The sequence below is a fragment of the Peredibacter starrii genome (assembly GCF_034259205.1).
Classification (GTDB): Bacteria; Bdellovibrionota; Bacteriovoracia; order Bacteriovoracales; family Bacteriovoracaceae; genus Peredibacter; species Peredibacter starrii.
The window spans coordinates 3,423,421-3,448,000 of sequence record NZ_CP139487.1 but is presented as its reverse complement, the minus strand read 5'-3'; the positions used below and the strand labels follow the sequence as shown (position 1 = coordinate 3,448,000).

At 43.2% G+C, this 24,580-nt stretch carries 27 protein-coding genes; 18 read left to right on the top strand and 9 right to left on the bottom strand.

Annotated features, from left to right (window positions below; translation table 11 throughout):
* Positions 1-9 precede the first annotated feature (9 nt).
* Positions 10-1,332, bottom strand: coding sequence for a thymidine phosphorylase (locus SOO65_RS17235; RefSeq protein ID WP_321393253.1), 1,323 nt, complete (start codon positions 1,330-1,332; stop codon positions 10-12).
* 98 nt (positions 1,333-1,430) lie between these two features.
* Between SOO65_RS17235 and SOO65_RS17230 the strand changes: the two genes are divergently transcribed.
* The 3 genes from SOO65_RS17230 (at position 1,431) to SOO65_RS17220 (ending at position 4,884) form a co-directional block, all read left to right on the top strand.
* A complete protein-coding gene (locus tag SOO65_RS17230) occupies positions 1,431-1,823 on the top strand; it encodes a hypothetical protein (RefSeq protein ID WP_321393250.1) in 393 nt (130 codons plus the stop codon).
* A gap of 100 nt (positions 1,824-1,923) precedes the next feature.
* A complete protein-coding gene (locus SOO65_RS17225) occupies positions 1,924-3,216 on the top strand; it encodes a NupC/NupG family nucleoside CNT transporter (RefSeq protein WP_321393247.1) in 1,293 nt (430 codons plus the stop codon).
* Between the two features lie 90 nt (positions 3,217-3,306).
* The gene (locus SOO65_RS17220; RefSeq protein WP_321393245.1) at positions 3,307-4,884 is read left to right on the top strand and encodes an Rne/Rng family ribonuclease; all 1,578 of its coding nucleotides are present in this window, start codon (positions 3,307-3,309) and stop codon (positions 4,882-4,884) included.
* Here the strand turns inward: SOO65_RS17220 and SOO65_RS17215 are convergent.
* The 7 genes from SOO65_RS17215 to SOO65_RS17185 form a co-directional block, all read right to left on the bottom strand.
* A complete protein-coding gene (locus SOO65_RS17215; RefSeq protein ID WP_321393241.1) occupies positions 4,881-6,623 on the bottom strand; it encodes a hypothetical protein in 1,743 nt (580 codons plus the stop codon). The two genes, SOO65_RS17220 and SOO65_RS17215, sit on opposite strands and share 4 nt — an antisense overlap.
* Before the next feature lie 4 nt (positions 6,624-6,627).
* Positions 6,628-7,653 carry a hypothetical protein gene (locus SOO65_RS17210; protein ID WP_321393236.1) on the bottom strand — a complete coding sequence of 342 codons (1,026 nt, stop codon included), beginning with the start codon at positions 7,651-7,653 and terminating at the stop codon, positions 6,628-6,630.
* 176 nt (positions 7,654-7,829) lie between these two features.
* Positions 7,830-9,455, bottom strand: a complete 1,626-nt coding sequence (locus SOO65_RS17205) for an Lnb N-terminal periplasmic domain-containing protein (RefSeq protein ID WP_321393233.1) — start codon at positions 9,453-9,455, stop codon at positions 7,830-7,832.
* Between the two features lie 188 nt (positions 9,456-9,643).
* On the bottom strand, positions 9,644-10,111 hold the full coding sequence (locus tag SOO65_RS17200; protein ID WP_321393230.1) for a DUF3015 family protein: 468 nt from the start codon (positions 10,109-10,111) through the stop codon (positions 9,644-9,646).
* On the bottom strand, positions 10,108-10,563 hold the full coding sequence (locus SOO65_RS17195; protein ID WP_321393227.1) for a DUF3015 family protein: 456 nt from the start codon (positions 10,561-10,563) through the stop codon (positions 10,108-10,110). The genes SOO65_RS17200 and SOO65_RS17195 overlap by 4 nt, the downstream gene beginning before the upstream one ends.
* A gap of 14 nt (positions 10,564-10,577) precedes the next feature.
* On the bottom strand, positions 10,578-11,225 hold the full coding sequence (locus tag SOO65_RS17190) for a hypothetical protein (RefSeq protein WP_321393224.1): 648 nt from the start codon (positions 11,223-11,225) through the stop codon (positions 10,578-10,580).
* Positions 11,226-11,335: 110 nt separating this feature from the next.
* Positions 11,336-12,130, bottom strand: coding sequence for a hypothetical protein (locus SOO65_RS17185; RefSeq protein ID WP_321393222.1), 795 nt, complete (start codon positions 12,128-12,130; stop codon positions 11,336-11,338).
* A 327-nt stretch (positions 12,131-12,457) separates the two neighbouring features.
* On the opposite strand from SOO65_RS17185, the gene rpsF reads away from it, so the two are divergent.
* From rpsF to SOO65_RS17140, 9 genes are all read left to right on the top strand, one after another.
* The gene (gene rpsF / locus SOO65_RS17180) at positions 12,458-13,072 is read left to right on the top strand and encodes a 30S ribosomal protein S6 (protein ID WP_321393219.1); all 615 of its coding nucleotides are present in this window, start codon (positions 12,458-12,460) and stop codon (positions 13,070-13,072) included.
* A gap of 19 nt (positions 13,073-13,091) precedes the next feature.
* Positions 13,092-14,081, top strand: coding sequence for a DUF2232 domain-containing protein (locus SOO65_RS17175; protein ID WP_321393215.1), 990 nt, complete (start codon positions 13,092-13,094; stop codon positions 14,079-14,081).
* 16 nt (positions 14,082-14,097) lie between these two features.
* Positions 14,098-14,670: a 50S ribosomal protein L9 gene (gene rplI, locus SOO65_RS17170; RefSeq protein WP_321393214.1), complete on the top strand. Its 573-nt coding sequence runs from the start codon at positions 14,098-14,100 to the stop codon at positions 14,668-14,670.
* Positions 14,671-14,726: 56 nt separating this feature from the next.
* The gene (dnaB, locus tag SOO65_RS17165; RefSeq protein WP_321393211.1) at positions 14,727-16,064 is read left to right on the top strand and encodes a replicative DNA helicase; all 1,338 of its coding nucleotides are present in this window, start codon (positions 14,727-14,729) and stop codon (positions 16,062-16,064) included.
* A complete protein-coding gene (locus SOO65_RS17160; protein WP_321393208.1) occupies positions 16,065-17,231 on the top strand; it encodes a chorismate-binding protein in 1,167 nt (388 codons plus the stop codon).
* Between the two features lie 165 nt (positions 17,232-17,396).
* A complete protein-coding gene (locus SOO65_RS17155) occupies positions 17,397-17,609 on the top strand; it encodes a hypothetical protein (RefSeq protein ID WP_321393205.1) in 213 nt (70 codons plus the stop codon).
* Positions 17,610-17,768: 159 nt separating this feature from the next.
* Positions 17,769-18,539: a motility protein A gene (locus SOO65_RS17150; RefSeq protein ID WP_321393202.1), complete on the top strand. Its 771-nt coding sequence runs from the start codon at positions 17,769-17,771 to the stop codon at positions 18,537-18,539.
* A 3-nt stretch (positions 18,540-18,542) separates the two neighbouring features.
* Positions 18,543-19,334 carry an OmpA/MotB family protein gene (locus tag SOO65_RS17145; protein WP_321393199.1) on the top strand — a complete coding sequence of 264 codons (792 nt, stop codon included), beginning with the start codon at positions 18,543-18,545 and terminating at the stop codon, positions 19,332-19,334.
* Entirely contained in the window at positions 19,334-20,227 is an 894-nt protein-coding gene (locus SOO65_RS17140; RefSeq protein WP_321393196.1) for an RluA family pseudouridine synthase, read from the top strand. Before SOO65_RS17145 ends, SOO65_RS17140 begins: the two co-directional genes overlap by 1 nt.
* Here the strand turns inward: SOO65_RS17140 and SOO65_RS17135 are convergent.
* Complete coding sequence (locus SOO65_RS17135; RefSeq protein ID WP_321393193.1) at positions 20,159-20,641, bottom strand: hypothetical protein; 483 nt, start codon at positions 20,639-20,641, stop codon at positions 20,159-20,161. The two genes, SOO65_RS17140 and SOO65_RS17135, sit on opposite strands and share 69 nt — an antisense overlap.
* 85 nt (positions 20,642-20,726) lie before the next feature.
* Between SOO65_RS17135 and SOO65_RS17130 the strand changes: the two genes are divergently transcribed.
* From SOO65_RS17130 to SOO65_RS17105, 6 genes are read left to right on the top strand one after another with little or no spacing between them, the layout of a single operon-like run.
* Positions 20,727-21,656: a WYL domain-containing protein gene (locus tag SOO65_RS17130; protein ID WP_321393191.1), complete on the top strand. Its 930-nt coding sequence runs from the start codon at positions 20,727-20,729 to the stop codon at positions 21,654-21,656.
* Positions 21,657-21,665: 9 nt separating this feature from the next.
* The gene (locus SOO65_RS17125) at positions 21,666-22,226 is read left to right on the top strand and encodes a septation protein IspZ (RefSeq protein ID WP_321393188.1); all 561 of its coding nucleotides are present in this window, start codon (positions 21,666-21,668) and stop codon (positions 22,224-22,226) included.
* Positions 22,223-22,765, top strand: a complete 543-nt coding sequence (locus SOO65_RS17120) for an LOG family protein (RefSeq protein WP_321393185.1) — start codon at positions 22,223-22,225, stop codon at positions 22,763-22,765. The genes SOO65_RS17125 and SOO65_RS17120 overlap by 4 nt, the downstream gene beginning before the upstream one ends.
* Positions 22,749-23,198 carry a GNAT family N-acetyltransferase gene (locus SOO65_RS17115; RefSeq protein WP_321393179.1) on the top strand — a complete coding sequence of 150 codons (450 nt, stop codon included), beginning with the start codon at positions 22,749-22,751 and terminating at the stop codon, positions 23,196-23,198. Before SOO65_RS17120 ends, SOO65_RS17115 begins: the two co-directional genes overlap by 17 nt.
* Positions 23,195-23,911: a hypothetical protein gene (locus SOO65_RS17110; protein ID WP_321393176.1), complete on the top strand. Its 717-nt coding sequence runs from the start codon at positions 23,195-23,197 to the stop codon at positions 23,909-23,911. The genes SOO65_RS17115 and SOO65_RS17110 overlap by 4 nt, the downstream gene beginning before the upstream one ends.
* Entirely contained in the window at positions 23,908-24,510 is a 603-nt protein-coding gene (locus SOO65_RS17105) for a CPBP family intramembrane glutamic endopeptidase (protein ID WP_321393174.1), read from the top strand. The genes SOO65_RS17110 and SOO65_RS17105 overlap by 4 nt, the downstream gene beginning before the upstream one ends.
* Positions 24,511-24,580 lie beyond the last annotated feature (70 nt).

The following is a 24,580-nucleotide window of genomic DNA, read 5'->3' as shown; positions in this document are numbered from 1 at the left end:
ATGGTGTCCTTAGCTTAGTTTTTCAATAATAAGTTTTGGGGCTTTTACTTTCGTAGAAGACATGGTGAGAACTTCTTTTACGAATTGAGCTTTGATTTTTTCTACAATCGGCTGTTGGTGTGGATGGTGATGAATCGTGAAAATAGGTTCACCTTTTTTCACTTTATCACCGATCTTTTTATGGAATGTAAATCCTACTGAGTGGTCAATAAGATCGGCCTTTGTTTTTCTACCGCCACCAAGTTCAATCAGAAGAAGTCCGATTTGTTCATTCTGGAACATCTTGATGAAGCCCGTTTTAGGAGCAAGAACTTGTGTTTCAGCCGAGGCCAGGGGAAGAATAGAGTAATCGTCGATCACTCTGTCATCACCATCTTGCGACTTAATGAGTTTTCTGAATTCTTCCAGCGCCTTTCCAGAACTCACCATTTCTAGTGCTTTCTTATGGGCCTTCTCGAAAGTTTTCTCAACACCCGCGATGTGAATCATATGGGCCGCAAGAGCAATTGAAATATCTGTAAGATCTTTTGGACCGTTACCTTTAAGTGTTTCGATGCTCTCGATAATTTCGTGAGAGTGTCCAACCGTATTACCAAGAGGCTGGTTCATATCAGTAATAAGAGCGACTGCTTTCTTCTTAAAGCGTTTTGAAGTCGCAATCAAGCTTTTACCAAGATTACGAGCATCTTTTGGAGTACGCATGAAAGCACCAGTGCCACACTTAATATCAAACACGATGCCATTAGCACCTTCGGCGAGTTTCTTACTCATGATCGATGCAGTAATAAGAGGAATAGAGTCGATAGTGGCAGTCACATCACGAAGAGCATAGATCAGACGATCGGCCGGAGCGATCTCAGGAGTTTGACCGATCAGAACCAGACCTTCTTTATTTAATTTCTGAGAAAACGTATCGAGATCAAGGGCCGTACTGAAACCTTTGATCGCCTCAACTTTATCAACAGTTCCGCCCGTATGACCCAGACCGCGACCCGCGATCATGGGAACTTTCACACCCGCAGCTGATGCAATAGGGGCGAGTACGAAAGAGGCCTTGTCACCAATTCCACCCGTAGAGTGTTTATCGATTACGTTCTTTCCAGGGAACTTCAATTGTTTCCCGGACTCGAGCATGGCATCCGTTAAATATGCTGTCTCAGATACATCCATACCTTTGATAAACATGGCCATTAACATCGCTGACATTTGATAGTCAGGTAATTTGCCATCAGTGTAGCTCTGGATGAACCATTTGATTTCTTTGTTAGTTAAACGCTCCCCACGTTTCTTCTTGTCGATTAGGGGATACACTTGAAAATTTTCATTCGTCATTTCGTCTCTCAATGCAATACAGATTTGCCATCTTTAAGATGGGCACTTATCATAGTCTCATGGACTCTCGTTTGCAATCTAACTCCATAGGATTTGGTATGAAAAAACTCATTTGTTTACTCTTATGTCTCTCTTTCGTTCTTCCTTCGGCGGCCTTCGCTCAAGAGGACGATCTGATTAAGAGCACTCAAAATGATTTAATTTTAATCGGAGCTGCAGGTGCAGGCGGGGCGATTCTAGGTCTTTCGACTCTTTCATTTGTCGATAAGCCAAGTCAGCACGTTTCGAACATTTGGACCGGAGCTGCCATCGGTGTAATCCTTGGTGTAATCTGGGTTGCCTACGACAGTGTGCAGAGAAATCAGGACGATCTTACATCTTCAGTAGATTTTAATTCCTCAGAAAGAGTGGCCTGGCATGCGGAAAATACTGGAAATCTGACATTGCCTCAGGTGCAGTATGGCACTCAATTCTGGCAGATGACTTTTTAAAAATACCCGACTTTTTCTTGCCATTATTAACTCCCTGTTAGTATAACTCTATGAGTTACACTAAACATTTACATTAGCGGTGCTAATAGCTGGGAGTTCTATGAACCTAGAGTCGTTGTTGCGTGGTATTTTAGGCATTTGTGTTCTAATTGGGATTTTGTACCTTTTTAGTTCCAAGAAAAAAGAAATACCATGGAAACTCGTTGGCCTTGGTTTATTGCTTCAAATTATTTTTGCCCTAAGCATTACACACATTCCATTTGTTGCATCAATCTTTGAAAGAATCTCAAGTGTATTTGTTGTGGTTCTAAGTTTTACCAAGCAAGGGTCAACATTCGTTTTCGGCAATTTGATGGATGTTAAATCGATTGGATTTATCTTTGCTTTCCAAGTTCTGCCTACAATTATCTTCTTTTCTGCTCTTACAAGCTTACTTTTTTATCTAGGAATTCTACAAAGAGTTGTGTTCGGACTTTCTTGGCTATTAGGAAGATTCTTGAAGATTTCTGGAGCTGAAAACCTTTCTGCTACTGCCAATATCTTTCTTGGGCAAACCGAAGCTCCGTTATTGATTAAGCCATACCTGGATAAGATGACACGCTCTGAAATTCTATGTGTGATGGTAGGTGGTATGGGAAGTACTGCAGGGGGCGTTTTGGCCGCTTATGTAGGATTTCTTGGTGGGGACGATCCGGTTCAACAGCTCTATTTCGCTAAACACCTTCTCGCTGCTTCTGTGATGTCTGCTCCGGCAGCGATCATTGTTTCAAAAATCCTTCTTCCTCAGACTGAAAATGTGGACACTTCTCTTAATCTTGCGAATGAGAAAGTTGGTTCAAGTATGTTGGAGTCAGTTGCTTTAGGTACAGAAGATGGACTTAAACTAGCTCTAAACGTGGCCGCAATGCTTATCGTTTTCATTGCTATGATTGCAATGGTTAACTTCATTTTGAATGACCTGTTCGGATACTATACGGGTCTTAATACTGTTATCCAGAATTTTACTGGCGGACAGTACTCAGGCGTTACTCTTCAGTTTATTCTTGGTTACCTTTGTTCACCACTGGTTTGGTTAATGGGTGTTCCACACATCGATATGGTTTCAATCGGTCAGCTTCTTGGTGAGAAGACAATTCTTAATGAATTCGTGGCCTATACGACTCTTGCTAAAATGAAAGAGATCAGTGTTCTACAAAGTCCTAAATCGCTATTAATGGCCACATACTTATTGAGTGGATTTGCCAACTTTTCTTCAATTGGAATTCAATTGGGAGGAATCGGTGGGTTAGCTCCTTCAAAACGTGGAATGTTGGCAGAATTGGGCCTAAAAGCCCTTTTAGGTGGTACCTTTGCATCGCTTCTTTCAGCGACAATCATTGGTATGCTCAACTAGTCATAGATTACCGACTTTCACTTTAGTTCTTTTGCCTGTATTCTGGTCCTAATTTTAAGTTATTAAGTTTTTAGAATTAGGACATTTTTCATGGCAAAAGAACTTGTGGTCAACCAGACTCACAGTGAGTCGCGTATTGCGCTCATTGAGAATGGTGAGATCCTAGACTTCCTTATTGAACGACATTCCCCAAAAAATGAATCAGCTCCAATCGTCGGTAACATTTATCTCGGAAGAGTTCTAAGAGTTCTTCCAGGGATGCAGTCTGCCTTCATTGACATTGGTCAGGAGCGCGCGGCCTTCCTGTATGTGGACGACGCTTATCTTCCGACTCTGGAAGAGCAGCGAGAGATGCAAAGTCGAATCGAAACCACCGAGGCCAACACCAAACGCCTGGGTGAAGTTATCCCTGATGAATTTTCCACCCTGACAGAAACCGTAGACATGAAATTCCGCCCGGACGTAAAAATCCAGGACTTCCTGAAAGAAGGCGACGAGATCGTGGTGCAAATCGCGAAAGAACCAATTTCAACGAAGGGTCCGCGAGTTACTCGTCATATCACTCTGGCCGGCCGTCATATCGTTTATATGCCGTTTATCGAGCACACGGGTGTTTCTCGCAGAATCGAATCAGAAGAAGAAAGAAAGCGTCTTAAAGACATCCTGGATTCAATCCGTCCTGAAGGTGTGGGTGTCATTGCTCGTACTGTGGCCGAAACTCAAAGTTATAAAGTTCTGAAGAACGACTACAACAATCTGGTGAAAATCTGGAAAGACGTTCAGAAGAAAATGGAGAAGGCGAAGGCCCCGGTTGAACTTCACCAGGATCTTTCATTCATCCAACGTGCTCTTCGTGACATTATGGATGAGGACGTTGATAACCTAATTGCTGACTCAAAATCATCTGTGAAGCAGATTGAGAAATTCATTCAGCGCTTTATCCCTCATCATAAAGCAAAGATTAAGTTCTACGACGGTGAATTACCGATTTTTGAGCACTACGGAATTGATATCGAGATCGAAAGAGCTCTTTCAAATCAGGTGTTCTTAAAGTCTGGTGGTTCAATCAATATCGATCAGACGGAAGCTCTGGTTTCAATCGACGTGAACACCGGTAAGTTCGTAGGGAAGAAGACCCTTGAGGAAACTATTCTTAAAACAAATCTCGAGGCCGTAAAAGAAATCGTTTATCAATTACGTCTTCGTAACTGCGGCGGGATCATCATTATCGATTTCATCGATATGGAAAAAGAAGAACACCGCACTCAGGTCTATACGTCACTGCTTGAGGCCCTGAAGAAGGACCGCTCGAAAACAAACGTGCTTCCGATCTCTGGTCTTGGTCTGGTTGAGATGACCCGTAAACGTACACGCGACACTCTTATCCGTACGATGTGTGAGCCATGTCCTTATTGTGAGGGTGTGGGCCGCGTGAAGTCGGTTGAGACAGTGAGTTTTGAAGTGATTCGTGAACTTCAGAAAGTCATGAAGCGCACGAGTGCAGGGAAGATCACGATCTTCGCTCACCCTGAAGTATGTGCAAAACTATCTTCTGAGGATTTCGGAATCATCGAAGTACTGGAAGAAACTCACAATAAAACGCTTCTCGTTCGTGCTGACAACAACTATCACGCTGAACAATATGAGATCTACGCCCCTGAGAATTAAAAACATCCAGAGGCGTGGAGTAGAATCTCTACATCTTTTACTTTATTAGCTACATCCTTCATCAAATAACCAGCGGATTCGTCTGCTGGTCGTTTGTCACTCAGAAAGTCTTCAACCGAATCAATTTGGGCCAGAACATAAGACGTCGCACGTTTTTGACGTTCTTTTCCAATTCGGAAACTTGAACGATAAAGATCCAGGTTCGTGGCCACGAAGTCATGCACTTCCTGGATTTTGTAACGGTACTGGGTCCAGGCGAAACGCGTCTTCTCTGCGGCCGAACATCTTTCGCGTTGATTAGTTGTGCTCTTGAACAATGAAAGTTGATGTTCGAGACCTTCCTTCATATTGAAGCCAACCTTAATCGCATTCTTCAAATAATCTTTTCCTTCGCGACCAAGAATACTGCTTTGAAGCTTTCTGTAGTAATCCAGAAGTTCGACTGCATTTGAAGTTCCCTCATCCTGATCGGAAAAAATTCTTGAGTTATATTTATTATCAAGTGAGGTGATTTTTGCATCAAGTGAGCTTAATCGAAGGGCAATTCCCCAAGAAGCGTCTTTGCCTTCTTTGATTCTAATTCTAAGGCGAGTAATGTCCTTACTAGCACCTAAATCATTCACGACGAGTTCAGATTCAAGCGAGGCAAGTTCCTTCTTCAATGCATCACTTACCGGGCCAATAAAGGCCATGAGTGGTCCGCGTACATTCATCTCATAATCATCAATCGTGCTGCTCCAAGCTTTACCGTTTGGAACGAGATCGTCTTGAATTTTCAAAAGACTTGAGAGAAGAAGTTGTCTTGCTGGTTCGGCTTTGGTCTCCAGTACAAGCTTCTGCGAGCCATCAATGAGTTTATTAATGCGCTCATTGAGATAAGTCACCTGACGAAGCTTCTGCGAATAATCAGCGGGCTTAAAGGCCAAGGCCGTCGTCACTTCATCAAAAGTGCGTGCCAGTACCGGATCAAGGTTTTTGTCTTCCACACCTGGAAGGTTATTAATTACTAAGGTCAGCATCTCATCCAGCTCTTTAATGTCCGACTCTTGCTTCTTTTGAAGTTTTAAAAGCTCAACTCTCTCACGACGGAGTTGATTGACAATGTCCTCACGGAACTCTTCGGTCTCAGGGTTAAAAATTCCTGATTCTTCCATCAGTCTGCGGCTATCAAAGAAAGCACAGTTGAGTTGAATAAAAGCACGGCGCTCTTCCGGCTTATTGAAGTTGAATTTTTTCTTCACCAGTTCATTGATGATTTTTAAACTTGAGCCCGCGATAAAACCACCGGCAGCGATGATGGTACCGGTAGCACTTGGAACCAGAAGTCCCAATTGCGAAGCACTCATGATCACGTCACCCAGTACCGGCAACACACCCCGAGACTTAATGTCGTAGAAACAAGCATTGTTCGATGTTATGAGATTGATGTTTCCCAAAACCTGGCCCACGTTTTTAGCGTACTGGGCGGTAGTGTTACTGCCATTGGTATTATAGCTACTGTAGCTGTTATAAATCCCTTCAAGGTTGGCCACATTGGAATTAAGCGAGTTGATCGCCTGTTGATTTTCCTTCGTGCAACCATTTCCGAGGGACGCCACCAGGACTTGAACCTGGTCTCTTAGAGTGGTCAGAGAAGAGAAACGGAGCGGACAGCTTAGTGGCCGCTCGAAGTATCTTGATTCGCTCATTGCTTGAGCATTCAAAGAAAAGAGGAGAGTGAAAGTTAAAAGAATTCGCATGTCTTTATTCCATTAGTTCTGTGATCATGGCCTTGATTGCCATTTTTCTCTTGTCCTGAGCAGGTTCTTCATCTTTCTTAAGATCAGAATTTTTCTCATTGAAATCAATGTTCTTGTAAGCAGATTGAAGGGTCTTCTCAAGGTGCTTCTCAACTCCAATTTGTGAGAGAAAGCGCTTCGCCTTTAAAGCACCATCAAGATACTTTTCAGTATAAATTTTTGTGGCATCGTTTGATTTATCAAAAAGTTCTGGAAGATCAATTGAACCAAAACGTCCACCGGTAACCTTAAAGAGAAGACCTTTGGCTTTTTGGCCGATTGTCATCTCACGTTTGTCAGTCAGGTTTTTAAGAGCAAGGGCAGACATGATGTCTACACGTGCTTTGATTAGCTCAACCATGATTTCACGGTTGACTCCTTGAAGAAGGATTTCCTCATGTTCAGCGAGGCGATTGCCTTTTTGTTCGTTGATTAATGCTTGCTTTACCAGATCATAAAATGAAGTCACTTTCATTTTAGAATCTTTCGCCGCCGTTTCTTCCTGGAGATGGTGATTCATATGCATGGCCGCAGCGAGAGCATAGAAAGAGTTTTCGTATTCGTTACCGTCTTTTGTTGGGCTCATTTTCTTCACATTGATGTGAGTATAAAGATCACAAATGCGACGAGTAAATTCGTTTGCAGCATCAACGTAAAGAAGGTTACGTGTATGTTCGCTGTCATATGTTCCGTTATCTGTCCAAAGTTGGAATTCAAGTGATTTAAAGAAAACACCGGCCGCAGTCACTCTTGTTCCCATGTCGGCCTTGTCGTCCATAAGGATTGTGAATTTTTCATCACGGGTATCTTCCGCCTCTTTAGAGCGAATTTGCTGATACATATTCGCCATCGTTTCTTTCATGTCATCAGTTGTGGTCGACATGGTTTCAGTTGCCTTCTCCATGTTCTGCGTGCGCTTATCAAGTTCTTTTACTTTCGAGCAAGAGCAGGCAAGCACAAGACAGGCCAGAACCATTGATGACGTTTTCATGAAAAACTCCTTAATAAATATGACCTAATCTTATGTGAGGAACGGGTTAAGAGGGCGAGCGCTTGTAAATTTGACCCTGCTGTCAAATCTTTAGGCACTAGGGGGAATGGATTTTAAGGCCCCGTAAAAAGGGCCCAAAGAGTAGGATTCTGATTGGTGTCTAAAAGTTAGTCAGTCTAAAAATGGAAGTCAATTGAGGCCTGAACGTCACTTTCAAACTTCTCGGATCCAGATAACTGAAGTCCTGAGTGTGAAGTTAGATTCACATCAATGTCTTTATCAATGTTGTAAGTTCCCTGGACTGAGACTCTGTAGAGTGTTCTCCCAGAAGTAGTATTCGTGAGATTTAAGTAGGAAGAGATGGCAAATAATAGCCTGGTTTTTTCTGTGAAATTGGAGATCGTTCCGATCTCACTCATTCCTCCAGACTTTAGTTCATGAGTATCAATGGCCCCGGCATTCAAGAAACCACCAAACATGATGTAGGTAAGGAGCTTGGGATAAAGATGGTAGGCGTAGCCAACGGCCGCTTCCCCATAAACACTCTTGCAAAACTCACAGAAAATTTGTGATTGGTTTTGATAGGCCCAGCGAGTTCTCCATGAAAAGGAATTTTCCTGAAGAGAGGTTGGGCGATAGAGACCCAAATTAAATAGATCAATGTTATGAATGGTGAACTGGTCTTCTTTAATACGAGCATGAATATCTGCGACTTCTAATTCCGAATAATCCAGATAACCACGCTGAAAGTCCGTCATATCGTGAAGACCGGGTCTGAAGCTAAGTTCTCCATAGGCCTTCTGCTGATACCCAAATCCAAGTCCCACTTGTTTAACTTTGTGACTCTTCGAGGGGTCACCTTGATTTTCGACCTCACTTGTTAGTTTAGAAGTATCCAGAGTTGAAAGTTGAATCAAGGTACCATCTTGAAGTAACTTATCTTCCGTTGAAAGTGCCCCATTATTTTTACTGCGTTTAGAGAAAAGGGAGAGGACCACGGTGTTGAGAACGTTCGCATCCGTAATCTTGGCCGGGCTAAGTTCGTGATGAAGAAGTTTAATCGTTTCATGCTTCTGAATTGGATTCAGGTTCTTGTAAGAGTTTTCGGCCTTCTTTCTGACCGAAGGTCTGTAATGAGTTGATTTAATCGCTCCTGGAAATTCTTTGAGCTCTTTAACCGTTTCGATTGGGATCACGTAGGGAGGATCTGATGTGACGACTTTCCATTCAGGTTTGGTCGCATCGATCAATTTTAGAACCAGGAACGAGCAATTATCATCTAAAAAGTAGTATTTAAACTTGGCCTGATATCTGACTTCCCAGAAGTGAGCGAGCAGGAACTGAGCGTCTTTTTGGTCGAATGCCAGTTCATATTCCCAAATGTCTCTTCCTTCACCTTCACTATAATCATTAATTTTAACGTAGTAGGGATCCATGGAGAAAAAACCGTAGTAGCCTCCGAAGATGCCCTTCATGGCATACATAAAGCTGCCAGTATCATCCACTGCGGCCGCATAGTTAAGGGCGTAATCCAGAATCTCTGAATGCTGTTTCCCCTTGGATTGTAATCTTGAATGAGAACTGGTTTTAACTTTTAAAAAAGTATGTCCAAAAATCGAGCCAGGATTGTCCGGATAGTTGCCGGCAAATACGAGCGAGGCGCCTTGTGGGTCAAGGGTCGCGAGCCATTCGTCATAAGCTGGGCATTTTGAAGTCGGAAAACTTTCCGTAGAGTTCTCTTTTAATAATTTGAAACGGGCAGGGAACTTACATTGAGGATGCTGATCAGTGTTGAAATGCACCTCAGATTTAAAAAGAACTTTGGCCGCCGCAATTTCTTTTTCTGCCTTGTGAGGCTCATCTGTGAAATAAAACCCGGGATCGCTCTTGAGTTCTGGATAATATAGTTTCTTCCATCTCTCATGAAATGAAATAGGATCTGCTCCGGATGTGGAGCAGATCCCTAATAATATGATGATTGAAAGAAATTTTAGATTAAACAGCCAACACCTAGCGATGAATCAGTAGAAATAATTTTCTCCATCTCTTCAATGATAACAGATGGAGAATTATTGTGACCAAAAATCTGAGGAGTGTTTTTCTTCATAACTGATTTGAAATGACCCAGGCTTTCCTGCTTACAACCCATCATCATTCCGAATGCATCCAGACGTTCGCCTGAACCAACAGCAACTTCATATTTCATAGGAATAAGATTTGATTCCATGAAATGTAATTTGTTTTTGTCCTGAAGAACGAGTGAGTGATAGTCGCAACCGCTTGTCCCGGAAGTCATACCAAAAGTATTCGAGAACGTGCCATTAGTCGTGGTACGAGTTGAAGAACCTGATGTCGTCATACTCTTCGTCACTTTCCAGCCCATTCCACAGCCAGAACTGTTATCAGCAAATACTGTTGAAACTTGCAATGCGATCAAAGCTACGAGGATATATTTCATAGTGCACATCCTAGGCCAGTGATGGATTGATTAATCGTCTGAGCATCTGATGTTTTAAAGACCGAGTAATAGTTTGACTTCATCGTGCGAGCGAAAGCTTCCTGACTGCCACCACATCCATAAAATTGTCCAAGGGCCGCCAGGTGTTCACCTTTACCCAAAGCACTTTCAAGTTTGATGGCTGCGATATTAGTAGAGATGAAATGTTCTCTTTTGCTGGCCTCGATTAATAAACCGTGAGGAGCGCAACCCGAAGTTCCAGAGGTCATCGCCGAAGGTTGAGTCGGCCATGATACACCATCAGTTGTCGCAGCAGTAGATGTAGAGAACAATGTTTTTCTTGGGGCGATCTGTCTTCCTAGTCCACAACCTGAACTGCGGTCAACGGCCTGTGAAAGGTGAGGGAAGATGAGGCCAATCATGACCAGCACACTTCCTAAAATTCTTTTCATGATAATTTCTCCTTTTACCACTTTGTATCAACGTATTGAATGTAGTTGAGTGAAAAATAATTTGTTTGTAGATCGAGCTCTTTGTTATTGAGAGTTTCAAAAGCGTCAGTTTGAAGGAATGTTTTTTGATAAAGAAGTCTCATCCCTACGGTTTTGGTAAAGATGAAATCCATGCCAGCTTCGAGATAACTGCCCTTGAGTGCTTGCGCCTCAGTTGATTTAAGTCCATTGGTTGAACCGGTTTTCCAGTAATATTCATCTTTGTCGTACATCAAGGCGAGGGCACCGTAGAGTCCACCGCCTCCGGCGAAGAAACGAAATCTCTGTGAGCGTATAAGCATTAATCTGGCACCAACTCCCAAGCGAAGTAGTCCAAGAGTCGTCTCTAGTCCTTCAGCAGTTGCTGTATTACTGGCGTTGTTTGGATCGGTGAGTTGGTAGTCTGAGTCTGCGGTTCCGAAACTATAGGCCCCGGATAAATGGAGGGTCAAATACTTGAAACCAATTTCAAAATCTCCTCGGACACCAAATAAGGAGTTATGTCTGAATTCACCTCTGTTACTTTCGCCACTGGTAGACCCTTCAAGGCCAATTCCGGCCACAAAATCAGCGCGGGCCGAGATTGCTCCCAACAGTAATAGAATGCATAAAAAAAATTTCATACATTAAATTTAATAGGGAAAAGCAAAAGCCCAAACTTAAGAAATATTAGATGGGATGTGGGGAAATATTAACCGGTCTCGCGTGAGACCGGTTAAAGAAAACTTAAAATTTACTGTTGAGTAGGAGCTGTCATGTAATCAAGTTGGATGAGAGCATCGTCGATTGTACGACGAGCATTTTCAATCATCCCGCGATCCAGCATTGAGCGTGCTTTTGAAAGGGAACGTCTTAGATCTTGAAGCTGGTAGAGTTCAACCATCACACGAGTTGGTTCTGGAACTGGTGTGTAATCCAGAACGATGCCGCGAAGGCACTGAAGTGCGTATGAACTCCCATTGTTAAGGGCCGTACGACATACTTGTTCTGACTGATTCATAGTTACTTTATTTGCAATGGTAGAAACACAGGCGACTGTATTTGATCCGCTTACACTTGCCATCGCCACACAGACATCCGCCAGTGGAGAATAAAGGTAAGTATCTGCACCTGCCTGAACTGCACCGACGACATAGCTACTCCCTTGAGCGGCCAGCGGTCTTACAATACGAACCAGCTCTGGTGAGATTCTTTTATCAACAACGGCCGTCGCACAAGCAACTGTATTTGAACCACTGATGGATGAAATAGTTGAACAGGCCTGGCCTGCTTCAATTTCAAAACGGCGGTTGGCAGTGGCATTTAAAACTCCCACTGCGTATGAACTACCTTGAGGAAGAACCTGATAAGCAAGATCTAAGGCGCCTTGATCAAAATGATTGCGGGCAATGAGCTGAGCACAAACTGAACCATTTGAACCACTGACCTCGGCAATTCTCTGACAAACCTGAGCCGCCGACATTCCTGATTGAGCGAAAGAAGCAGACGCGGAGAACGCCACTACCAGCGTGAGTAGAAATTTCTTCATTTATCCTCCCAGATTTTTGAAGCGATCTTTTTGTTTTTATCAACGAAGGAGGAATTCTCACAATAGGCTGCAAGAAGTTATAACAATTAAGAGGGAAACTGGGGCCAAGACGATCCTAGGGAGGGTTTTAAATCTGAGCAAAATGATGCGATGCCTTAAGTTATTGAATCTATTCCTTCCTCAGAGGAGCCGGAAAACAAGTTCAAGAGAGAAAGAAATGGCCAAATCTTGGGTCTTTGTGTTATTTTCCCTCGGACATTCATATTAAGTATTTCATCTCGCTCGTAGGAATGGTCTTACGGGCTTAATTATAATCCAGGAGGAAATATGATCTACGAAACGGCTTTCGTCGTTCGCCCTGACGCATCTGAGGAAGTTGTAGCTTCCATCAAGAACTCTCTTGCTGAAACTTTCAAAGAGTTCGGTGCAGAAGTTCTAGTTAACGATTCATGGGGAGTGAAGACTTTCGCTCAACCAACAGAATCAGGTCTTAAGAAAGGTGCTTACCACTATTTCATGTACAAAGGTGCTGGTAACCTTAACGCAGAAATCGAGCGTAAGTTCCGTATTAACGAACACCTTGTACGTCACATGATCATCAAGCTAGGTGAAGATAAGCACCAAGCTGATATCGTTAAAGAGTACAAGAACCCTAATCACACTCAAGCTGCTCAAGTTGAAGGTGACGAGTTCGGCGGTTCAGACGATAAAGACAAGAAAATGCACTCTAAGCGCAAGTCTTGTTACTTCTCTGCAACTAAGTCTTCACCAGACTGGAAAAACCCTAAGTCTTACTCATGGCTAGTTAACGAGTTCGGAAAAATTTCTCCAGCTCGCATCACAGGCCTTACACCGACTTTCCAGCGTCGTGCAAACGAAGCTATTAAGCGCGGTCGTAACATGCTTCTTATCAGCTACCAATCTAACGAAACTGCTCGTTAATTTGGGATTTTAAACTGGTATGAATGCTCAAGTGATGCAAACGCCACAACTTTCCACAGGTAGATTGCTCCTTTTAGGCGCATCTTCAGTGATTTTGTGTATTAGTTTCATCATGGCGGTGTTCGCTCCGTTTCCATTGGCCCTTGCCACAATTCTTTATGGAAGAGTGAAGGGGTATTTAATAGGTGTGGCCGGACTCATTATTAGTTTCCTGTTCGCCCTGATGGTTTACAGAGATTTGACGTTGTTTGGTTTTTACGTTGGCGTGTTTATTTTTGGACTTGGTATTGCTGAGATCGTCCTAAGAGGTGTTTCACCGATTAAGGGCATGGTTACTTTCGGACTAAGTTTTATTCTGTTAGTTGCCGCTGGTTTTGGTTTTACTTTGAAGTCTTATAATCTCACTCCTAGCGAATTTATCATTCAGCAGATTGAGAAAAGTTCGGATAAAATTGCCGAGCAGAAAAAGGCCATTGAACAAAGTACAGATAAAGAGGCCGTTCAAGTTCTTCAGTTATTAGATCGTCCAGATCTACTGGCAAAAGAAATGGTGGACTCTTTTCCAAGTTACTTCTTCATGGGTGTTTTTATCATGCTTTGGTTCAATATGTTCCTGGTTCTTAAAAGCCGCAGGCTTTTACTTTCTGGAAACGATTATCCGCATGACGAGAGAAACTTATTAAACTTTAAGGTTCCTTTCGGGTTCGTAGTTCTTCTTGTTGCAGGTCTGGTACTTGCGGTTTGGGGAAATGATCTTGGAATTGGATCTTTCAGCTCCCTTGAAACAGTGGGAATGACGATCATTAAGTGTCTTGGAATTTTTTATTTCTTCCAGGGCTTTGGTGTTCTAAGTGACCTGCTTAACTTCTTAGGGATTATGGGCTTCTTCCGTACGTTGATCGTGATGATTATCATCCTCATGGCAAACTACCTCATCGCAGTCGCCGGTTTATTTGATAATTGGTTTGATTTCAGAAAGTATTTTGTAAAACGTAAAACTGAAGATTAATTTTTAGGAGAACAATATGAAAGTCATCCTTACAGAAAAGGTGAAGTCTCTAGGAACAATCGGTGAGATCGTTAACGTATCTGCCGGTTTCGCTCGTAACTTCCTATTCCCACAAAAGCTAGCTCTACTTGCTGACGATAAGAACTCAAACATTCTTAAAGATAAGCAAAAAGCTCTTGCTAAGAAAATTGCTGTTGAAAGAGATGCAGCTGTTGCAATCAAGAAAAAACTTGATGGTATCACTGTTGAACTTATCAAAAAAGTTGGATCTAACGGTCGCCTTTTCGGTGCTGTTACATCTCTAGACATCGTTAAAGAACTTGAAAAAGCTGGCGTATCTGTTGAGCGTCGTCTTCTTTCTTTCGATGGTTCGATCAAGTCTCTAGGGACTTACGAAGTTAAAGCTAAACTTTTCAACGACGTTGTAGCTACATTCAATCTTAAAGTTGCTATCGATGCTGCTATGGCAGAACAACTTAAGAAAGAACAAGCTGAAGCTCAAAAGCGTAACGCTGAGAAGAAAGCTAAAGCTGAAGCTGCTAAGGCCGCTGCTGCTGCTGAAGCAGAAGCTGCTGCAAACGCAGAGTAATCTGACTCAAAATCAGGGAGGGCGAAAGTCCTCCCTTTTTCATTTTTAGGGACATCATGGCCGGACCGAACGAACTTCCTCACGATTTAAGCGCTGAAAAAGCACTCCTTGGATGTCTATTAATCGACAACTCAAGCTTCGATGAGATTTCGGACGTAAACCTGATGCCGGATGATTTCTATCATCCTCAGTACGGAATTATCTTCTCGGTCATTAAAGACCTTCACATGGAATCGATGCCTTTTGACATCGTGACTGTGTCCTCTAAATTAAACGATCACGGAAAGCTTGAGAAAGTGGGCGGACAAGGTGCTCTTGTTGCCATCTGTGATGAGATCGGTTCTGCGGCGAACGTTGAATACTATGCCCAGATGATCAAAGAAAAAAGCATGCTTCGTGAAGTGGTGAGAACTGCGACTCGAGTGATGCAAACTGGAACGAACTTCACTGGTAACGTTGCAGACTTCATGCAGGAAGTGGAAGCTGGCTTCTTTAAACTAACTGCTCAAACTAAAAACAATAAAATGATCCCTTTAAAGCAGGCGCTTTACGAGAACTTAAAAGAACTCGAAAAGCCGGCCCGTGCTAAGGGTGAAATCATGGGTGTATCGACGGGCTTTGGTTCCATCGACAGATCTCTTCTTGGTCTTCAACCAGGTCAGCTAGTTCTTATTGCTGCTCGTCCTGGTATGGGTAAGACTGCTTTCGCACTTAACTGGGCGGTGGCGGCCGCTAAGCAAACCAATATGGCGGTGGCGGTGTTCTCTTACGAGATGATGTACGCCGAGCTTTCTATGCGTCTTCTTTCGTCAGAAGCAGGTGTGGATTCAAGAAAACTCAAAACCAAAGAATTTAATGAAATGGATTTGAGACAAATCTCAAATGCCGTTCAGAAGCTTTCAAACTTAAAGCTTTATATCAATGACTCTGGTGCCACGAACCTGATGGATATTCGTTCTTACTGCCGTAAATTAAAAGCGGAGCAGGGACTAGCTATGATCATCGTGGACTACTTACAGATCATGCCAATGCACGTGAAGAAGCAAAACCGTGAACAGGAAATTGCCGAACTTTCGCGTGGATTTAAAATGCTCGCCAACGAACTGGAAATTCCAGTGGTGGCACTTTCGCAGCTTAACCGTACCGCTGCTTCTCGTACTGACCGTCGTCCGCAACTTCAGGATCTTCGAGAGTCTGGTTCACTTGAACAAGATGCCAACATCGTGTGTCTGATTCACCGTGAAGATTACTACGATCCTCAGACTCCTAAGAAGGGTATCGCGGAAATCATCATCGCTAAAAACCGTAACGGTGAACCGGGTACGGTTGAATTAGCATGGATCGGTTCGCAGACGAAGTTTGCTGATCTTGCTCCCCAAAAAACTGAGCAGTAAATGATCTATTCAAGATTCAAGTGGAATGAAAATTCTTTTCTTGAACTCTCGAGGCCGAAAAGCGCTTTCATTTACTTCCGTACCACGAGACTTAATCTCATCACTGGTTTCCCTGAAACTTATCGCCTGGAGCTTTTTTTAAAGCGATTAGAGGGCATTGAGCTACAGGGCAAGATGAAGACACCAACCGTGTTTCATTTTTATTATGACTTGGGTCTCATCCTCATGGGTCTGGGCCACACCGTAGATGAGAACACGCCGCTTGCGATTGAAATAGAATACGAAGATAAAAAGTTTAAGAAGTCCCCTAAGTCTCGTCTGAAAAGCATTCCGCTTAAGTCTCTTGAGCGCCCAAGCTGGTCTGAGTACAAGAGTGCTTTCAATCATATTCAAGAGCATTTATTAAACGGTAACTGTTATCAGGTCAATCTCACTTACCCGTATGACTTTGAGACGGAAGAGGTGATTGATCCAAGAGACATCGCTGATTTCTTCTTCGCTCAGAAAGGTCTTGGTGCTTACGCTCATCTCACTTTCTTAGGTGATGAAATGATTCTAAGTAATTCGCCTGAGTGTCTTTTCCAATATCAGAACAACAAAATGTACACGATGCCGATCAAAGGCACGATGAAGCGTGGAAAAGATTGGAAGAAAGATTGGGAGAAGATGAAAGCAGATGTGAAAGAAGAGGGTGAGCTTAATATGATCACTGATCTTCTTCGCAATGATCTTAATCGTCTCGATAAACCAGAGGCCCGTGTCATTAAAAAACGTTCACCTCTCTTGGTTCCAAATCTTTTGCATCAGCACTCAGTGCTTTCAGTTGAACTCACGCAAAAAATTTCTCTTCTAAAAACTCTCGAATCACTTTTTCCAGGTGGCAGTGTAACAGGTGCACCAAAAAAACGTGTGATGGAAATTATTCAAGAAGTAGAAAGATACTCTCGGGGCATCTATTGTGGTTCGACACTTCTGTGTTTGAATGACAAAAAAATCGCGAGCATCAATATACGCACGGCCCAATTATCAATAATGGATCGCTTGTGGAGATACGGTGCTGGTGGTGGAGTGACTTTGCTTTCGAGGGCGCCGGCCGAATATCAGGAAATGGAAGAGAAGGTTGCCAGCTTTCTGACATTGCTTGCGGCCCCGGGTTATAAAGCCTGATAAAAACAGTAATTTCCGACATTTAAACCAATTCTCTCAAGAATATCCTAACAATATCTTACATCTCTAGGCCCTTTGATTGACTTTGTTTTTGCCCAAAAGATACGCTTTTGAGCAACCGCTACTAAATGGATTTAGGTAGCCTTAAGTTTCAAGGAGTCGAAAATGACAGCTGATAATCTGACCACGGCAGGTTCAGAAAAGAACGGTAAAGTTAGTCTGGAAGTACTGGCCAAGATGACCGGCTTTCCAGTTGAGATGATCAAAGAAGAAGTCTTCAAAGGTGGAGAAGTGGGCAGCGAAGTTTCGCTAGAAGACCTACGCTCTGCGATGCTTTCATATATTGATTCGACCATGCTCATGAGCGAAGAAAAATAAGAAAAACCCCCGCTGTGACGGGGGTTTTTTGTTTTTAGGGCCTCAATTTTTTTTCATCTAATCCTGACCATCTCAATTTAGTAAAACCAAATATTTAAGTTCATTTCCAAGATTCCGATACTTTATCCATAAAGACTCTTTTTTGTTCAAGGGTGAACTATGGATATTTCAACAGTCGCAGGATTAGTACTCGCTACATTAGCGATCATCGGTTCGATTCTTTATGGATCTCCACTTTCAATTTTCATCGATCCACCATCAATCGTGGTAGTTATCGGGGGTGTTATTGCAACAACACTCATTAAGTGGCCAATGGAAAACGTTAAAGCTCTTGTGGCCTACTATATGAAGTCAGTTTTCTCGACACCGGTTGATGCGAAAGCGATGATTGAAGAAATTCAAAAGCTCGCTGAAACTGCTCGTCGTGAATCAGTGTTCGCACTTGAGAAAGTTCCAGTTGAAGATAAATTTTTGAAGAAAGCAGTGACACTTGCTGCGGATAACCGTCCACCTGAAGTGATCACTTCAATTCTTTCGCTTGAAATTGCTGCGATGGAAGATCGTCACTCGAAAGGTGTGGATATGCTGGAAGGGATGGGGGCCGATGGTCCTGCTTTCGGTATGATCGGTACACTGATCGGTCTGGTACAAATGTTACAGAACATGTCGGATCCTTCATCGATTGGTCCCGCGATGGCGGTTGCTCTCTTAACTACATTTTACGGTTCGGTAATCGCGAACGTGTTTACCATTCCGGTTGCTGCAAAACTTAAGCAGCGTTCAAAACAAGAAGCAACGAAGATGAATATTATCGTTGCGGGTGTTCTGGGAATTGTGGCGGGTGAGAACCCACGTGTGATTCGTGAAAAACTAGATTCATTCTTACCTCCAGGTGAACGTCTGGTGGCCGATGATAAAGGCAAGGAGTAAGTCATGGCAGACGCTCCTAAGTGTCCTCCTTGTAAGCCCGGTGCTCCCGGTTGGCTTGCAACCTTCTCGGACCTTTGTACACTTCTTCTAACGTTCTTCATTCTGCTGCTTTCATTCGCAAAGACTGAAACAGCAAAGTATGAAGCGGCGATTGGATCACTTCGAAACGCTTTCGGTGGTAACGTGCTTAAAGCGGGTGAGGTCATGCGTCCGGGTAAATCACCAAGTGATGCTCCTACGATGATTGATTCAGACATGCCGTCAAAACCTTTTCCTATCGAATTTCTGACTGCAGAAGGTCTACTCGATAAGCACGAGATCAATCGTGAATCAGATGCTCAATTGAATCAGCTGAAGAAAATGCTCGCAGATAATGAACTCTCAGAATCAGCGAACGTTTATGAAATGCCAGAAACCATCATGGTGCGCATGAAGGACAAAGTGCAGTTCCAGAAAGGTTCAGTTGGGATTGATGAAATTAATATCCAAGTGTTCGATCATCTAGTAAAAATGATGCGAGAAAATAACTGGAACATTATGGTGGAAGGTCATGCTGAGGCCGGTGAAGTAGGGAAGAAAGGTGAAGACGCGTATGAGCTTTCAAGCCAGCGTGCACTTGCCGTTTCTAAGTCTCTGATTCAGAGAGGTATTTCAGCGGATCGTATTACTACCATTTTCTATGGGGACTCTCGTCCTCAAGCAAAAGTGAATGGAAACGTGTCTGATCGAAGAGTAGAATTTCTTTTAAAGAAAGTTGATCTAAGAACTGAGGGACGGAAGGTCGAGGCCCAGTAATGGAGCTTGTTGAACTGTCCTGGCTCTATGATGATTCTTCCCTCAAGGACGCCTTAAAGAAGACATTGGGCGCTTCCGGCCAGCAAATTAAGCGACATTTCTCATCTAAAGAACAAGATCGTCCGGTGAAAGCGAGAAGCACTTCTCGCTTGCCACTGGATTTTGTGAATCATATGAAAATCAATCCGGTCTATGTGGGCCCGGAAGTGAAAATCATTTCTGAGACCAAGGACTATATTGTTCTTCACAAACCACCGGGTGTTCACTGCCATCCACTTTGTTACACTGACAAAGACACGCTCTTGAATTTTCTTGTTCAAGAAGGGAAGTGGGAAGCAGTAGAAGTTAATCGTGAAAATTACGATCGAGGTCTGCTTTATCGATTAGATCACGAGACTTCTGGTGTGATGGTACTGGCCAAAACGGAGAGCTTTTTAAAGCAAATTAGAGAGCATTTTAGCACGGCCATGAAACGTAAGTTTTATTGGGCGATTGTGGAAGGAGACTTCAATAAAGAAGGTCTTTGGACACATCATTTTCGTGCCAGTGGTGTAAAGGGACAAAAACAAAAAGTCTCCGATGAAGAGCATGAACTTTCTCAGCCCGCTACTCTTGCTGTGTTGAAAGTATCGATGAATCAGGGAACGAGTCTTCTTTTAGTGAATCTTAAAACAGGTTTACGTCACCAGATCAGAGCACAGTTGGCGCACTTGGGATTTCCTATTCTGGGTGATGAACTTTATGGTGGAAGGAAAGCTGAGAGATTATTTCTTCATGCTCTTCGCTATGAATTCACAGACACCGTCGAGGACACTACCGCCGAATTATTTAATGTCTTCTTTGACCTGAACGGTAGTCTTCAGATGAGTCATGATATGTTCGGGCGATTCTAACGTCGCGAGCTTCACAATATATTTTCCCTCAGTCACGGCATTAATCACCATCTTCGGATGATCTAAACGGAAACGCACGAAATCGACTTTTTCCAGAATATCGGTGTGGGAAATGCGGGCCACAAAGGCCATGTGATTAGCGAGTTGACGATACATAAGAGATCTTAAATTGGTCGCCTCAGGTGGAACTCCTAACTCATTAATTTCCACTGCCAAATTGTTACCTTCACAGAAGGTCTTCCAATTCTCCGGAATTTGTTTCTGGATCTTAACGAGGGCGCCCTTACAAGAAGTCGCAATCAACTTCTCATTGTGGAAAATGCCCCATTTCTGGTCTCTTGCCACTTGATAGAGGAAGAGGCCCATCATGATAATTCCGATGGCAAGTATTGGTTTTTGCATGAGGTATCGCATGTAAGGATTATCTCTTTAAAAACCTTTTTTTGCACTAAAGACCTCTAAGAATATATCCGATAAGCCTAGTCAAGAAAGAGGCATTATGAAATCGATGAAGCCAGACGTATGGAACAAATTAGTGGTTTTAGGAGAGAAGCAAGGAGCGATCCGTCTTTCTGACCTGGCCCTTGAGATGGGTTTGGGCCCTGAAGAGACCCTGGTTTTCCTTCGTCAGGTTTTTCCGGCAGGTACGGGTATCGAGATTTATCATCAAAATTCTGAATGTTGGGTGGATATTAAAGGGGAGTCTATTCAGTATATGCTTCCTCTTTCACCTGGCGAATGGATGCAAATCCATAAAATGCTACATGCGAACAAGACTGCGGATACGGCGGTGATGCATTCACTCCGTAAGAAAGTTTCTGAGAATGGTCCAATAAAGGTGGTTATGGAATTACTGAATCAGCTCGAGCTCTGGGATCAAGAATTGAATGAATCGGAACAGTACATGGTTCAACAACTGGACACGGCCATTGTTGAAAAACAACTTCTCTGTTTAGCAACTTATGACAATCGAACGTTTATTGTTCACCCGTGCCGCGTTCTTCACCTGGAAGGACAATTAACTCTTATCGCTGAAGACTCAAATGATCACTGCCTGGTGGTGGTACCTCTGAAAGAGGTCAAAGATATCTCGATGGTTCCGTCTTCTAAGCTTCCACAGGTCTCACCTTACGAAGTGGAAGAATTTATTTCTGCCGTGAGGACGATGAATGAAAAAGAAACGAGACTCATTCTAAAAATCCACGATCCTGGGACCACAAATTTATTTCCCGAGCATCATTTCCTGGGTAAGCCTTGCATGATCACCAATCCAAATGGCGATCTTATCTGGGCCGCATATGTAGAGCCATGCGAAGCGCTTTATGACTGGCTTTTGACACTTGGTAAGAACGTGGAAATTCTGGACCCGGTAAAATTCAAAGATGATTACCTCATCTATTGTGAAGAAAAACTAAGGAAAATAGCATAAGATCGAGGCATGGAAAATGCCTCGAAACCCTTTTTTCTTCTCTCTTTCATTCCCGCGGTAGCATATTGGTTACTGGAAACCTACTTCTCACTGGAAGTCGCTTTAATCGGCGGTATTCTTTTGGGCCTGTTGGAAATGGGACTGGAAAAGAAATTCACAGGACATGTTCACACTCTTTCAAAACTCAATGTTGCGCTGATTGTGATCCTTGGTGGAATTTCTCTGGTGGCCAAAGAGGGTGTGTTCTTTAAATTGCAGCCAACACTTACGGGTTTATCACTCGCGAGTTTTTTACTGTTTAAGAAGTTTCGAAACCAGTCCCTTATGGTGGAAATGCTTCGGGACATGAAACAAAAACAGCCACTGCCTGATGAGGCCTACAAAGTTTTAGAGTGGCACATGTGTGTGTTCTTGATTGTGTTCGCGGCCTTTATGGCCCATGTGGCGATTAACGAGACGACTGCGACCTGGCTTTTCTGGAAGACCGGTGGATTTTATATCGCTTTCGGTGGCTTCATGGTGATCGAGATGATTTTCATGCAGTGGTTTATGCGGAGATTCAAGAAATGAAAGTTTGTATTTTTTGTGGAGCAAATGCCAGCACTGATCCGGAAGTTGATCGTCAGGTAAAACTTATCACAGATCATTTTGTAAAACATAACGTGGAACTGGTCTACGGTGGTGCCGGAATTGGCATCATGGGTGCCCTTGCCACTGAGGTTATGGTGAAGGGCGGAAGAGTGACTGGTGTCATTCCTCAGCGTCTGATGAAAAAAGAAATTGCTCACGGTGGTCTGACCGAACTTCATGTGGTCAAAGACATGCATGAACGAAAGAAGATGATGTATGACCTTTCCGACGCGTTTTTAATCTTCCCGGGCGGAATGGGTACGATGGATGAACTGTTTGAGATTCTTACCTGGAAACAGTTGGGAATTCACGCTAAGCCCATTGCGCTTTTTAACATCAATCATTACTACGATGATCTGATTAAGTTTTTAAATCTGGGTGTTGAGAGAAATCTCATCAAAGCACCTGATAGAAAACTTTTGTTTGAGTCTTCTGACTGGAACGAAATTTGGAACCACTTCAATGAACGTAAAGCTTAAACCATACGATACATCCTCTCAGGCAGAGGCGGAGGAGATCTTCGCGGTGGTACAAGAGTATTATGAAAGATCTCCCTTTCCACCGACTGTAGAGAAGATCATGCAGGGTGGAGTGAAATACTTCCGGGCCATGCGTGATGAAAAACAAGTTGGGATCTCTGGATATGTGATGAAGACTCCTAATCTTGCTGAAACGGTGAAGACCACGGTCTTCAAAGAATTTCAGGGAACTGGTGTCGGGAAGGAAATCTCTCTCGCGATTGAAGAAGAGTGTAAGCGCATCGGTATTAAAAAAGTCATGACTACGATTTATCATTTCAACCACGCCATGATTGGTATCAAGCTTAAACAGGGCTATACCATTGAGGGCTATCACCCAGATCATGAGGCCCCTGGCTTTCATGAATACAGTCTGGGGAAAGTCTTAAAATGAGCTGGTGGGGAAATTTATTCGGACGTGATCCGAAAGACCTATTTTTAGAATTCTCACCACAAGACACGCAGTGGAGAGTGGTGACCTGGAACTTTGATCTTCAAGATCCAAAATCTCGCCAGTGGACCATCGAAGTCCACGGCAAAACTTCTAAGTTAATTCATTGGCTGCGGGAAAAACATGATGAGCTACGCTTTTTTGAGAATGATCGTATTGTTCGAAAACGCAAAATGCCCGGAAAAGATCCGGAGCACATGGCAATGATGAATCTCGCGCTCCATTCGACTCTAAAACACAGCTTAGAGTCTAACCATGCTTTCATGGTGACACCAGTAAGTGGAGCGACTGCCATGGACATCCAGAATGAGACGAGAGCTCTCCAATGGATCCAGGCCACGTTTACGACTCTTATGAGAGCTCTGGATAATATGCAAAATAAACCAGAGCTGATTTTGACTGCGGCCTGTTTTTCAGGAAGGGTGCCTGATGGAAACGACGATGTCCTTCGAGTAATTGCCTTTAATTTGGACATCTTTTTCTACATGAGACCGGATCAAAGTCTTCAGATCGTGGTCTTTGATGATAAGAACATGGGGCATGGAGAATCAAAAACTCCTACGTACCAGCAAATAATCAAAGTTACAAAACCGCAATTCTATGATGAAATAACTAAGCTGGTGCACAAAATAGCTCAGGTAGGAGAGATTCGTTGATCGGTTTTTTTGCCCTCGTTATCATTTATTTCGGTTTTTCATGGGGTCTTCCTTGGCATAAGTTGCCATCGACCATTTCATTCTCTTATATCTTCGATCTATTGTTCGCTCTGGGCGTTTCTTTCTTCTATCGATTACCTTGGAAATTTAAGTGGAACATCACTCGTCAGACCTGGAAGGCCGTGGCGGAAGTGGTGGCCCTGGCGGTGGCGGCGATTGCGGCCATTTGGTATATGGACATCGAGACTCCATTCCGTTTAGTGAATGGTCTTGAGTGGCACTTATTATTCTTCGCTCCGATCTTGGAAGAACTGGTTTTCCGTCAGACTTTCCAGCGTGTGTTGATTGCTCAGGTAGGAGGGAAGTATGTGACCTCGATGCTTGTGGCATCGATCTTCGCTTTCTCGCATTTAGTTGGGCTAACGGTTCTACCAGTTGAGTACGTTCCTTTCATCGGATTTCAGGTGTTTTACACCTTCGTTCTAGGGATTATTTGTGGTCAGGCTCTCCTGAGATTTCACTCAGTTATCGCCCCGATTTTCCTACATTTCTTGTTCAATCTGTCGTTCTATATCGCTCTTCAGTTGGAAGTGATTTAGATTTACTTCAGACCCCCTCATTGCTATATTGCGGCATATTTTTACCCACATCTTAGATTTAACAGCTAAT

Bases quoted from the DNA above. Each gene is read 5' to 3' on its own strand.
- dnaB (WP_321393211.1), top strand. From the start codon at position 14,727: ATGGCCGGACCGAACGAACTTCCTCACGATTTAAGCGCTGAAAAAGCA.
- SOO65_RS17175 (WP_321393215.1), top strand. From the start codon at position 13,092: ATGAATGCTCAAGTGATGCAAACGCCACAACTTTCCACAGGTAGATTG.
- SOO65_RS17200 (WP_321393230.1), bottom strand. From the start codon at position 10,111: ATGAAATATATCCTCGTAGCTTTGATCGCATTGCAAGTTTCAACAGTA.
- SOO65_RS17160 (WP_321393208.1), top strand. From the start codon at position 16,065: ATGATCTATTCAAGATTCAAGTGGAATGAAAATTCTTTTCTTGAACTC.
- SOO65_RS17120 (WP_321393185.1), top strand. From the start codon at position 22,223: ATGAAAGTTTGTATTTTTTGTGGAGCAAATGCCAGCACTGATCCGGAA.
- SOO65_RS17125 (WP_321393188.1), top strand. From the start codon at position 21,666: ATGGAAAATGCCTCGAAACCCTTTTTTCTTCTCTCTTTCATTCCCGCG.
- SOO65_RS17140 (WP_321393196.1), top strand. From the start codon at position 19,334: ATGGAGCTTGTTGAACTGTCCTGGCTCTATGATGATTCTTCCCTCAAG.
- rplI (WP_321393214.1), top strand. From the start codon at position 14,098: ATGAAAGTCATCCTTACAGAAAAGGTGAAGTCTCTAGGAACAATCGGT.
- SOO65_RS17130 (WP_321393191.1), top strand. From the start codon at position 20,727: ATGAAATCGATGAAGCCAGACGTATGGAACAAATTAGTGGTTTTAGGA.
- SOO65_RS17210 (WP_321393236.1), bottom strand. From the start codon at position 7,653: ATGAAAACGTCATCAATGGTTCTGGCCTGTCTTGTGCTTGCCTGCTCT.
- SOO65_RS17115 (WP_321393179.1), top strand. From the start codon at position 22,749: ATGAACGTAAAGCTTAAACCATACGATACATCCTCTCAGGCAGAGGCG.
- SOO65_RS17145 (WP_321393199.1), top strand. From the start codon at position 18,543: ATGGCAGACGCTCCTAAGTGTCCTCCTTGTAAGCCCGGTGCTCCCGGT.
- SOO65_RS17135 (WP_321393193.1), bottom strand. From the start codon at position 20,641: ATGCGATACCTCATGCAAAAACCAATACTTGCCATCGGAATTATCATG.
- SOO65_RS17150 (WP_321393202.1), top strand. From the start codon at position 17,769: ATGGATATTTCAACAGTCGCAGGATTAGTACTCGCTACATTAGCGATC.
- SOO65_RS17195 (WP_321393227.1), bottom strand. From the start codon at position 10,563: ATGAAAAGAATTTTAGGAAGTGTGCTGGTCATGATTGGCCTCATCTTC.
- SOO65_RS17110 (WP_321393176.1), top strand. From the start codon at position 23,195: ATGAGCTGGTGGGGAAATTTATTCGGACGTGATCCGAAAGACCTATTT.
- SOO65_RS17230 (WP_321393250.1), top strand. From the start codon at position 1,431: ATGAAAAAACTCATTTGTTTACTCTTATGTCTCTCTTTCGTTCTTCCT.
- SOO65_RS17225 (WP_321393247.1), top strand. From the start codon at position 1,924: ATGAACCTAGAGTCGTTGTTGCGTGGTATTTTAGGCATTTGTGTTCTA.
- SOO65_RS17185 (WP_321393222.1), bottom strand. From the start codon at position 12,130: ATGAAGAAATTTCTACTCACGCTGGTAGTGGCGTTCTCCGCGTCTGCT.
- SOO65_RS17190 (WP_321393224.1), bottom strand. From the start codon at position 11,225: ATGAAATTTTTTTTATGCATTCTATTACTGTTGGGAGCAATCTCGGCC.
- SOO65_RS17220 (WP_321393245.1), top strand. From the start codon at position 3,307: ATGGCAAAAGAACTTGTGGTCAACCAGACTCACAGTGAGTCGCGTATT.
- SOO65_RS17215 (WP_321393241.1), bottom strand. From the start codon at position 6,623: ATGCGAATTCTTTTAACTTTCACTCTCCTCTTTTCTTTGAATGCTCAA.
- SOO65_RS17155 (WP_321393205.1), top strand. From the start codon at position 17,397: ATGACAGCTGATAATCTGACCACGGCAGGTTCAGAAAAGAACGGTAAA.
- SOO65_RS17235 (WP_321393253.1), bottom strand. From the start codon at position 1,332: ATGACGAATGAAAATTTTCAAGTGTATCCCCTAATCGACAAGAAGAAA.
- rpsF (WP_321393219.1), top strand. From the start codon at position 12,458: ATGATCTACGAAACGGCTTTCGTCGTTCGCCCTGACGCATCTGAGGAA.